The sequence below is a fragment of the Chitinophaga sp. 22620 genome (assembly GCF_052044405.1).
GTDB lineage: Bacteria > Bacteroidota > Bacteroidia > Chitinophagales > Chitinophagaceae > Chitinophaga.
The window spans coordinates 591,273-602,706 of record NZ_JBQEMV010000004.1; the positions used below are offsets into that span (position 1 = coordinate 591,273).

At 51.5% G+C, this 11,434-nt stretch carries 8 protein-coding genes; 7 read left to right on the forward strand and 1 reads right to left on the reverse strand.

Annotation, left to right across the window (positions count from 1 at the left end):
• Positions 1-163: 163 nt before the first annotated feature.
• The 7 genes from ACTJIK_RS21820 (at position 164) to ACTJIK_RS21850 (ending at position 10,757) form a co-directional block, all read left to right on the forward strand.
• On the forward strand, positions 164-1,042 hold the full coding sequence (locus ACTJIK_RS21820) for a cupin-like domain-containing protein (protein ID WP_440649660.1): 879 nt from the start codon (positions 164-166) through the stop codon (positions 1,040-1,042).
• Between the two features lie 185 nt (positions 1,043-1,227).
• Positions 1,228-2,535 carry a 30S ribosomal protein S12 methylthiotransferase RimO gene (gene rimO / locus ACTJIK_RS21825; RefSeq protein WP_346320219.1) on the forward strand — a complete coding sequence of 436 codons (1,308 nt, stop codon included), beginning with the start codon at positions 1,228-1,230 and terminating at the stop codon, positions 2,533-2,535.
• 80 nt (positions 2,536-2,615) lie between these two features.
• Positions 2,616-4,382 (forward strand): DEAD/DEAH box helicase, encoded by a 1,767-nt coding sequence (locus tag ACTJIK_RS21830; protein ID WP_440649661.1) that lies wholly within the window; start codon positions 2,616-2,618, stop codon positions 4,380-4,382.
• 85 nt (positions 4,383-4,467) lie between these two features.
• Positions 4,468-6,441, forward strand: a complete 1,974-nt coding sequence (glgB, locus tag ACTJIK_RS21835; protein WP_440649662.1) for a 1,4-alpha-glucan branching protein GlgB — start codon at positions 4,468-4,470, stop codon at positions 6,439-6,441.
• Positions 6,442-7,032: 591 nt separating this feature from the next.
• Positions 7,033-7,947: a DUF4382 domain-containing protein gene (locus ACTJIK_RS21840; RefSeq protein ID WP_440649663.1), complete on the forward strand. Its 915-nt coding sequence runs from the start codon at positions 7,033-7,035 to the stop codon at positions 7,945-7,947.
• 102 nt (positions 7,948-8,049) lie between these two features.
• Positions 8,050-8,628 carry a toxin-antitoxin system YwqK family antitoxin gene (locus ACTJIK_RS21845; RefSeq protein ID WP_440649664.1) on the forward strand — a complete coding sequence of 193 codons (579 nt, stop codon included), beginning with the start codon at positions 8,050-8,052 and terminating at the stop codon, positions 8,626-8,628.
• Positions 8,629-8,828: 200 nt separating this feature from the next.
• Positions 8,829-10,757, forward strand: coding sequence for an ATP-binding protein (locus ACTJIK_RS21850; protein ID WP_440649665.1), 1,929 nt, complete (start codon positions 8,829-8,831; stop codon positions 10,755-10,757).
• Between the two features lie 16 nt (positions 10,758-10,773).
• Here the strand turns inward: ACTJIK_RS21850 and ACTJIK_RS21855 are convergent, their stop codons facing one another.
• On the reverse strand, positions 10,774-11,433 hold the full coding sequence (locus ACTJIK_RS21855; RefSeq protein ID WP_440649666.1) for a DUF6766 family protein: 660 nt from the start codon (positions 11,431-11,433) through the stop codon (positions 10,774-10,776).
• Between the last annotated feature and the right edge of the window lies 1 nt (position 11,434).

Below are 11,434 nucleotides of genomic sequence, written 5' to 3' on the forward strand. Positions count from 1 at the left end.
ACATGGAATATCAAAAGCCGGAAGTTTTGCTTCCGGCTTTTTTATGGCTGGTATAGCCGCTAACCTCAAAATTATCAACCTTTTATACACTCTGCGCTCGGAATGCATCTATTTGTTAAATTTGGTATCATTTTGTTTTTTCACCCTTTAACAATTCGTGTTTATGCAATTGCAATCCATAGATCGAGTTGAGAACATCACACCAGAAGAATTCAGGACCCGTTATTATGAGGCGCGTAAACCCTTGATCATTACCGGATTGTCCAAATCCTGGCCAGCTTATGAAAAGTGGACCTGGGATTATTTCAAGTCGCTGGTGGGAGACAAGACCGTTGGTGTTTACAACAACGAACGGGCCGGCGCCAAAACCCTCGTAAACGGCGCAGACGACTATATCACCTTCGGCAAATACCTGGATATGATACAGCAGGGGCCCGTGCAGCTCCGCATCTTCCTGTTCAATATCTTCCAGCATGCGCCACAGCTCGTGCAGGACTTTAATTGGCCGGACTTCCTCATGAAAGGGTTCCTCAAAAAATACCCCATGCTCTTTGTAGGTGGCGCAGGGTCCATTGCCCACATGCATTACGATATCGACCTCAGCCACATCTTCCATACCCAGTTCATTGGCCGCAAAAGGGTGCTGCTGCTGGAAAACAGCCAGTCGGACCTTATATACCGTATGCCCATGACCGTGGAAAGCGCTGCCAGCTTTGTGAACTGGAGCGAGCGCCTGGACGAGCATAAGTTTCCCGCCCTCCGCTACGCCAAAGCCTATACCACAGTGCTGGAACACGGGGATACGATGTTTATGCCCAGCGGCTACTGGCATCACATGGAATACCTGGACGGCGGCTTTGCCATGAGCCTTCGCGCCCTGGACCAGAGTATCAGCGGCAAGCTGAACGGCCTCTACCACATTGCCGGCCTGCGCAGTATGAACAACCTGCTCATCAAAATGGCGCCGGAATGGTGGTACCATTATAAAAGAAAAGTAGCCAACGAACGGGCTGAACGCGCGATGCGCCGCATGCTTGCCTGAAATTGATGTTATAACAATAAATTAACCTGCACCGGAGCGATAAACCTGTGTAATTCAAATTATTTGATTACCTTTGCAACTTCTCATTAGACCTCCACTTAGGCTCATAGTCACTCAAACAGCTTGCCTGCTGTATTTTCTGAGCGTGTCTGCGTGTCTTCGTGGCAAATTCTAAAAATTGCTATTTGAAGACAAGAACTTTAAAGAAAGACAAGGTTAATATTATAACGCTGGGTTGTTCCAAGAATATGGTTGATTCCGAGGTATTGAGCGGCCAGCTTAAAGCCAACGACATCGATGTGGTGCATGAAAATGCCAAACGCGACCATAATATCGTGGTAGTGAACACCTGCGGGTTTATTGATAAGGCAAAAGAAGAATCCATCAACACCATCCTGGACCAGGTGGAATTGAAAAGCAGGGGTAAGCTGGACAAGGTTTTTGTGACAGGCTGCCTCAGCGAACGTTACCGCGGCGACCTTGAAAAAGAGATACCCGGCGTGGATGCCTGGTTTGGCACCATGGAACTGCCCCTCATCCTGAAGAAGTTTGATGCGGATTATAAAGCGGAGCTGATCGGCGAACGTTTGCTCAGCACCCCGTCTCATTACGCTTACCTGAAGATATCCGAAGGCTGCAACCGCACCTGCGCTTTTTGCGCCATTCCCCTGATGCGCGGCCAGCACGTATCCAAGCCCATCGAACAGGTGGTGGCGGAAGCGGAAAAGCTCGTGAAAAGCGGGGTGAAGGAGATCATGCTCATCGCGCAGGAACTGACCTATTACGGTCTTGACCTGTACAAACAACGCCGCCTGGCCGAGCTGCTGCATGCGCTGGCGGACGTGAAGGGGCTGGAATGGATCAGGCTGCATTATGCCTATCCCACCAAGTTCCCGCTGGAAATACTGGACGTGATGCGTGAAAGGGACAACATCTGCAAATACCTGGATATGCCCCTGCAGCACATTGCAGACCCCATGCTGAAAGCCATGAAGCGCCAGATCACCCGCAAGGAGATATTCGACCTGGTGCAGACCATCCGCGAAAAAGTGCCCGGCATCTGCCTCCGCACCACGCTGATAGCTGGCTTCCCCGGCGAAACGGAAGAAGATGTGGAAGACGTGAAACGTTTCCTGGAAGAAGTGCGGTTCGACAGGGTGGGAGTGTTCACCTACAGTCATGAAGAAAACACTTCCGCTTACGAGCTGGAAGACAATATCCCCGCCGAAGAGAAAGAACGCCGCGCGCAGGATATTATGGAAACGCAGCAGGAGATCTCCCTGGAAAAGAACCAGGAGAAAGTAGGAAAAGTATTTAAAGTAATAGTAGATAAAAAAGAATCCGGCCGATACCTGGGCCGCACGGAGTTCGATTCAGTAGAGGTGGATAATGAAGTGATCATTAACACGGACAAGAAGTTGAAACCCGGAGATTTCGTACAGGTTAAAATTACCAAGGCGTTCGACTATGACTTGGAAGGAGAGCTGGTTTAAAATGGTTTACAACTGATTGACACCGGCGTATTGATCACCCGGCCTGTTAAAAAAACAAGCGGGCCACCGAAAAAAATTAAATGACAACATTCGAATCATTAGGACTGCAGGAAAACCTGCTGAAAGCAGTAACCGACCTCGGGTTTGTGAGCCCTACCCCGATCCAGGAACAAGCCATTCCCGTATTGCTGGGCGGCGACCGGGATTTTGTGGGCCTGGCACAGACGGGTACCGGTAAGACCGCTGCCTTTGGCCTTCCCCTGCTTCATCAACTGGATCTTAAGATCCGCCAGCCACAGGGCCTCATTTTGTGCCCTACCCGTGAGCTGTGCTTACAGATCACCAACGATCTCAAGAACTTCTCCAAATATCTCGGCGACCTGAGCATTGTAGCCGTATACGGCGGCACTGCCATCGGTTTGCAGTTGCGTGAGCTGAAACGCGGCGCCCACATCGTGGTAGCCACCCCCGGCCGCCTGCTGGACATCATCGAGCGCGGCGCCATCAACTTCGACAACGTTCGCTACGCGATCCTCGACGAAGCGGATGAAATGCTGAACATGGGCTTCCAGGAAGACATCAACAGCATCCTGTCCAACACCCCGGAAAGCAAGACCACCTGGCTGTTTTCCGCTACCATGCCCGCAGAAGTGCGCCGGATCGCCAAGAACTATATGGAAAATCCGTTCGAACTGACCGTAGGCAGCAAGAACAGCGGCAACGTCAACATTGAGCATGAATACTACGTAGTGCGCCCCCGCGACAAATACGCGGCGCTGAAACGCATCGTGGACTTCAACCCCGAGATCTTCGGCATTATCTTTACCCGTACCAAGATAGAATCACAGGAGATCGCCGAATCCCTCATCCGCGACGGTTACAATGCAGACGCACTGCATGGCGACCTTACCCAGCAGCAGAGGGACAAAGTGATGAAACGCTTCCGTGAAAAATCCATCCAGGTGCTGGTAGCCACCGACGTAGCCGCCCGCGGCATCGACGTGGATAACGTAACGCACGTGATCAACTACGACCTGCCCGACGACGTGGAGAACTACACACACCGTAGCGGCCGTACCGGCCGTGCAGGCCGGACCGGTATTTCCATCGCCATCATAGGCGGCAGGGATATCGGCAAGATCCGCCAGATCGAGCGGGTGCTCGGCAAAAAATTCGTGAAATCTGAAGTGCCCGATGGATTTGCCGTGTGTGAAAAACAACTCTTTGCGCTCGTGCACAAAGTTCACAACGTAACCGTAAACGAAGAACAAATCGATCCCTACCTGGGACGTATATACGAAGAATTCGCTGACCTGTCCAAAGAAGACCTGATCCGCCGCTTCGCTTCCCTGGAATTCAATGAGTTCCTGGAATACTACCAGGATGCACCGGACCTGAACGTGAAAGAAGAACGCCGTGGCGCGGACGAGAACTCCTTGAGCAACCGCTTCTCCGGCAAGTTCACCCGCCTGTTCATCAACCTCGGTTCTGTTGACAATTTCACCCGCGGCGACATGCTGCGCTTCCTCTGCGACAATACCGGCCTGCGCGGCAACAAGATCGGCCGTATAGACCTGAAAGGCGTTTACTCCTTCTTTGAAGTGGAAAACGATGTAGTGGAAAAAGTACAGCAAAGCTTTACCAAAGTGGAATACAACGGCCGTTCCGTAAGGATCGAGACCAGCCAGGACGGCGATAAACGCAAGTCTGGCGGCGGCGGTTTCCGTTCCTATGGCGACAAGCCCCGCAAAACCTGGTCTGGCAGCGAAGACGGCGGTTTCCGCCCGCGCCGCGAGTTCTCCAAGAGCGGTAGCGGTGGAAGCGGTTTCCGTGGAAAACGTTCATAATCACCATCATGATAAAAAAATTAACCCGCAGGCGATAGTTTGCGGGTTATTTTTTACCTTGTAAGGAAAGCACTCACTGCAAGGTATGGCGACCCAACAAAAGAAAAATATTATTCCACGCGATGAAGAACCCTTCCGGAAGCTGGAACCCGTAGAACCTTTTACATTATTCTCCGCGAAGGACATCCAGTTATTCCAGGAAGGCTCACACGACCGGCTGTACGAGAAGTTCGGATCACACGCCCTTACCTACGAAGGCGTGGCCGGCACTTACTTCGCAGTATGGGCGCCCAATGCGGCCTTCGTTTCCGTGATCGGCGACTTCAACAGCTGGAACACCTACAGCCATACTTTATTCCCCCGCTGGGATAAATCCGGCATCTGGGAAGGGTTTGTGCCCCACCTGAAAGATCATACCCTTTACAAATACTTTATCCGCTCCAATTCCGGGGAAGAGCTCCGGAAAGGCGACCCCTTTGCCAATTTCTGGGAAGTAAGGCCCAAAACGGCTTCGGTGACCACCCAGCTGCAGTACAAGTGGAAAGACGCTGCATGGATGAACAAAAGAGCGTCCAAGAACAGTCTTACAAGCCCTTTTTCAGTGTACGAAATGCACCTGGGATCATGGCGCAGGCCCGATCCGGACAACCATGAGGTATTTTACAACTACCGTGAAATAGCCGCCATGCTGGTGCCCTACGTAAAAGAAATGGGCTTCACCCACGTAGAGTTCATGCCGGTGATGGAGCATCCGTTCGACGGCTCCTGGGGCTACCAGCTTACCGGTTTTTACGCGCCCACCAGCAGGTACGGTTCCCCGCAGGATTTTATGGCGCTGGTAGACGCCTTTCACCAGGCCGGCATCGGCGTGATCCTGGACTGGGTGCCCTCTCACTTCCCGTACGACGACCATGGACTGTACCGCTTCGACGGCAGCCACTGCTATGAATATGCGGACATGCGCAAAGGTTTCCACCCGGACTGGAACAGCTATGTATTCAATTATGCCCGCAACGAAGTAAAGTCGTTCCTGCTCAGCAACGCCTGTTTCTGGCTGGATAAATTCCATATAGACGGCCTGCGTGTGGATGCAGTGGCCTCCATGATCCACCTGGATTATTCCCGCAAGGCCGGCACCTGGGAACCCAATGTTCACGGCGGCAATGAGAACCTGGAGGCCATCGCCTTCCTGAAAGAAATGAACTCGGTCATCTATTCCCGCTTCCCGGACACACAAACCATCGCCGAGGAATCCACTTCCTTCTACGGCGTATCCCGCCCTGTTTTCATGGGCGGCCTTGGTTTTGGCATGAAGTGGATGATGGGCTGGATGAACGACACGCTGGATTACTTTAAAAAAGACCCGCTTTTCCGGAAATGGTACCACAACCAAATCACTTTCAGCATCATGTACGCCTTCAGCGAGAACTTCATGCTCCCGCTCAGTCATGATGAAGTAGTGCACGGCAAAAGCCCGATGATCTATAAAATGCCCGGCGACGACTGGCAGCAGTTCGCCAACCTGCGGCTGTTGTACAGTTACATGTTCATGCACCCCGGCACCAAGCTGCTCTTCATGGGCGACGAATTTGGCGACACGAAGGAATGGAACTTCAAGTCGGAACTGGGCTGGCATCTGCTGAAACATCCCACCCACAGCGGTCTTCAGCAGTATGTAAAAGCCCTCAACAAACTGTATACCTCCGAGCCCGCATTATACCAGACACAATTCGACGGGAAAAGCTTTGAATGGGTACACCTGGCGGACCAGGAGAACAGCATCATCGTTTTTGCCCGCAAAAGCGAAAAAGGCGAAGTGTTGATCGTAGCCCTCAACATGACGCCCATTCCCAGGGAAGACTATCCCGTCGGCATTCCCTGGGGCGAACCTTTCGAGGAGATACTGAACAGTGATTCCCCGGAATTCCATGGCAGCGGGGTCGTAAACACAGGCGTTATCAAACCCATTCCCGGCAGGTTTGGCAAACCATACGACATTCATCTCCGCCTCCCGCCCCTCGGCGCCACCATCCTCAAAAAGGGGCGGACGAATGGCTGATTTTTTTAAAAAATAAACTGGGCTGTGTCTGTCTTGGTGGCGGGCACAGCATTTTTTAAAAAAATCAGCCATTCGTCCTTTGCAGTACCAATAGAAAATTGGCGTATCAAGCTGACGTTTGTTTAAAGCAATGGCGACGGCAGCCTCGTGGCCTTCCCGGGAATTTTTCTATTAACAAATCCGGGCACTAATCCAACCCTAATACAAATCCTTTTCAATCCCTTTTCAAGCGTTTATTACCAAATACCTGATCGAAAAACCCCCAGGCTTATACATTCCCAGCCCACTACTCCTGTTTCTTTTACGGGCGGAGTTATTATCAAATTTTCCCAAAAAACACTGTGCCCATTGCCTAAACGAACACAGCCCAGTTTATTTTTTGGGAAAATTTGATAATAACGGTTAAACCTTTCACTGGTGTAGCGATCTAAAGGATGCCGCAATAAGGAGCTGTGAGGATGCGTTTTAAGGTAACCATTATCTGAAATACAACACGGACATCACCCGGAACATTATCCGGAACGGTGATGCCGGACACTATAAGAGCTTTAACCGGGTTGAAAAACTATCACTCTTAAACCATTCTTTATTATGAAAAACATGTTCCGTAAAATGGGCCTGCCGTTGTTGTTGCTGGGCGCCCTTTCCATTATTATTTACGCATGTACAAAAAACGATTCGGCCGCGCCTGAAAAGGTTCCGGAAGGGATGCAAAAGGTTAGCCTCAGACTGACGGACGATCCCGGCCTTTTCGACCAGGTTTTAATTGACATCCAACGGGTTGAAGTGCTCGTGGATACCTGCTCCCGCAACAACAGGGGCAACGACGACGATGACGACCGCTGGGACGACCGCGACCGCTGCGGCTGGTGGGAAGACTGGAAAGACAGGGACAGGGATAAAGACTGCGAAGTATGGGACACGCTCGGCATCAACCCCGGCGTATACGACATGCTGGCGCTCCGTAACGGGGTGGACACCAGCCTTGCCAACGGCTATGTTCCGAAAGGCCGCATCGAAAAGATCCGCATCACCCTCGGCCCCAACAATTCACTGGTTAAAGACAGCATAACCTATCCGCTTAAATCCATCAACGGCCAGGTGAAAATACTGATCAAAGTAAGGCATGAAGAATGGGATGAAGTTACCCCCGATAACCTCCAGCTCTGGCTCGATTTCGATGTTCAGCGTTCCATTATCCAGGTAAGCAGGGGCAAATTCATTCTCAAACCCGTTATCCACGTATGGACCGTACGCCAGACCGGCTCTGTTTCAGGTAAAGTGTTACCCACTGATGCCGAGGCCGTGATCACCGTATACAACAACCTCGATTCCCTTTATGCCATCCCGGGACGGCAGGGCGAGTTCAAGGTACGCGGTCTTAAAACCGGCACCTACAGCGTATTCGTGAACGCAGGCAACGGGTATAAGGATACCACGGTCACCGGCGTTACGATAGAACGTAACAGGGATACGAAACTGCCAACCATCACACTCAGTAAATAAACTTTCATAACCTATATTTTCCAGGTAAAAGGCCCCGCGTATGTCCGGGGCCTTTTACATTTGAAGAAAAAGACTAATTTGTGATCATAAATCCATCCTCCTGTGAAAAAATTATCATTGTTGATCATCTGCTGCTGCCTCGCGGTGTTTGCTTCCGCTCAAACCGCCGCCAATCAAACGGACGCCAAAAACCGTAAACAAGGGCCCTGGGTGGAACAGGTGCCATCGTTGCGCGGGGAGCCGGGCTACAGCTGGGAAGGTATTTATAAGAACGGTCGCAAGGAAGGCGTATGGAAAAAATATTCGGCAGACGGCGACGTGATGGCCGAAGAAACTTTTAAGAACGGCGTGCTGGATGGCCTTTGCAAATACTATTACCCCAACGGCAAAGTGAGCGCCACCGGCAATATGCTTTCCGTAGATATCGATGGGCAGAAAGATACCATCGCGGTGGTAGACCCGGTGAGCGGACAGGAAACGCTGACGGAGGTAACACGCAAAGGTTATTCCGTGAAACACGGCGAATGGAAAGTGTATGATGAAGACGGCGTGATGATGCGCGAAACTTATGAAAGAGGAGAGCTGAGCAATTCAGTGATCGGCAACAGGCCGAAGCCCCAAGGTACCCCATTGCCCCATGAGGCAGCCACCGGCGGGAAAAAGAAGAAAGGAAAAGAATAAAAATCCGGATGATACCTTTTTTCGTATATAACACGGCAGGACAGAAATTCTTATTTTTAAAATAGCGCCCTTTAGAAGTTATTGACCAAAACTAAGTAGCACCCGGCTGAATCATATCCTTGGCCTGTGAAATGAAAAACCGTTGTAATTGGCCGGGCACCTGGATTTCCAGGACGTTTCCTTTATAAAACCTATTCGTGATGACGCGTTTATTATCCCAATTATTCCGCGCCCGTATGCAGCAGGTATACCGGACGGGCATCCTGCAAATGTCAGAAAAAGAAGAAGCCAGGAGGATCAGAGTAGTGAATGTCGTGAGCCTGGCTACCGGCATCCTGGTGGCCATTTATGGTATCGCATTCTACATGCTGCTCCGTTCCATGCTTATACTCATACCCGCAGTGTTCTTTTTCTGCCCTGCCTTCTTCGCCATGATCTGGCTGAACGGGAAGCAGCGGCACATGTTTTCCCGTATAGGCGCATACGTTCTATATATCCTCGTTATACTTTATTACGGCGCCATATTGGGAAGGGTGACGGAGGTGCAGCTGCTGGCAGTGTTCATGATGAGCATTGCGCTGCTGATCTGGCGGCCGCAGGAAAAAGTGCAGCGGTTCGTATGTGTTTTGATGCCAATTATTTGCCTCGTAATCCTTGAGTTTATTTATTACTTTCACCTTGTAGAACCCTTACCGTTAAGTCAAACCACCCAGAACCTATACCGCTGGATGGTGATGCCGGTGGTGCTGTTCCTTAATTACCTCGCTATCAGCCTGTACCAGGATAATATCATGGACCTGCTGCGGGCGCTGCGCAGCAGGAATACCTCCCTTTCCAGCAGCCGCCGGGAAATTGAGCGGCAACGCAGGGAACTTGAAAAATACAACAAAGAACTGGAGCAGCTGGTGCGTGAACGTACTTTCGCGCTTGTGAAAGCCAATACCGCCAAAACGCAGTTCATCAGTGAATTAAGCCACGAGATCAGGACGCCTTTGAACACCCTGGCCGGGCTGAGCGAGCTGCTGAGCGACGAAATGAGCAGGCTGAATACCGCCACAGGCGCGCAGGCACGGCAAATGGCAAAGAGCATGAACGCGGTGAGCCACAACATTATGGAACTCATAAACAGTGTTTTAGAATTGTCAAAGATAGAAGCAGGAACCACAGAAGAGCTCAGGCCGGAACCATTCTCGCTGAAGGAATGGCTTACCCATACCGTGAGCATCTACCAAAGCATCGCCAGCAAAGAGTCCATTCTCATACACCTGGAGATAGACAGCCGTTTCCCGGAAATGATCCTCTGCGACAAAATGATGCTGGGCCAGGTGGTGAACAATATCCTTTCCAATTCGCTGAAATTCTCATCCACCGGCAAAAATATCAGGGTGCGTTGTTTTCATAAACAAACCACGCTCTTCCTGCAGGTGTGCGACGAGGGGAAAGGCATTACAGACGACCAGATAGACGCCATTTTTGAACCCCTCGAACAGGGCGACCGCGAGCTGTACCGCGAGTTTGTAGGCAGCGGCCTTGGGCTGGCCATTGCCAAACGCAAAGCCGAAACCATGGGCGGCAGCCTGCGGGTGAGCAGCACTCCCGGGCAGGGCAGCAATTTCATTATCACGCTGCCGTTGCTGGTAAGCGAAGAAGTGCAGGAACTGCCCGTTCAACCTGCGGAACTACCCAAGCTGCCCGCCGATTCCAAGATACTGGTAATGGACGATAACGATATCGACCATACTATCATGAAACATTTCCTGGCCCGGCTGGGCGTTTCACAGGTATGGTTTGCGCACGACGGCGCTGACGGTATTGAAATGACGCGCAGGCTGAAGCCGGACGTGATCCTGATGGACCTGCACATGCCCGTGATGAGCGGCCGCGACACCTTTCTTTATCTCCGCAGGGATGAACAGCTGAAACATATCCCCGTGGTAGCCGTTTCGTCCGACGCATTTAAGGAACAGGAAGTGGAAGTGATCAGCATGGGTATGGACGGCTACCTCCGCAAACCGGTAGAACCCAGGGTGTTGCACGCCATCCTGGAAAAACTGCTGCGTTACAATGCCGTGCATATCCAGGCAACGCTCAACAGCTTAACAGTTGAGCAGCCCGATCCCACGCTTTAGCCGCCTGGCATAGACATTATCTCCCGGTTTCCATATGCGGCGCATCCACCGGTTTCGACTCAGGCGAGCCCCACTGGCGCAGGTAAATAGATAGGAATACAATAGAGGCCACAGACAGGAATTCGCTTTGCCAGTTCTGGAATGATTCGAACCAGAACTTAGAATTCAGGATATATTCCGCCGCGGTTGCCGTAGGCCTGTTCTCCCCGGTCTGTTGGATATTGTAATGTCCCAGGCTGCCCTTGAAATGCAGGCAGAAAGAAATGAGGAACAACAACAGGAAGGCCAGCGACAAGGAATGTTTATACAGCTTCAGCCACAAACCGCCTTTGTTCACTGCCCAGGGCGCATCAGGACCGGGTTTGGGCTCGCGGTCCACATCTTCCTTCTTCTCCGGGTCCTTGGACTCCGCGGAGCCGATCTGCCGGAGCCATACCGTAAGCACCACATACATGGCCATTTGCAGGAACTCGCTTTCCCAGTTCTCGAACGTAGCCTCCAGGAAATGAGGACTGGTAAGATAGGCTGCGAAAGAGACCTCTTCCATGCCCATCTTCTCCAGTTCATCATTGAATTGTTCCAGCCCGGTATACGCCTGCGCTGCCAGGCAGATCACAAGCATGCTCATGAACGCAATGGTAAGGCTGTTCAGGTACAGCCAGGAATGTTTTTTCATG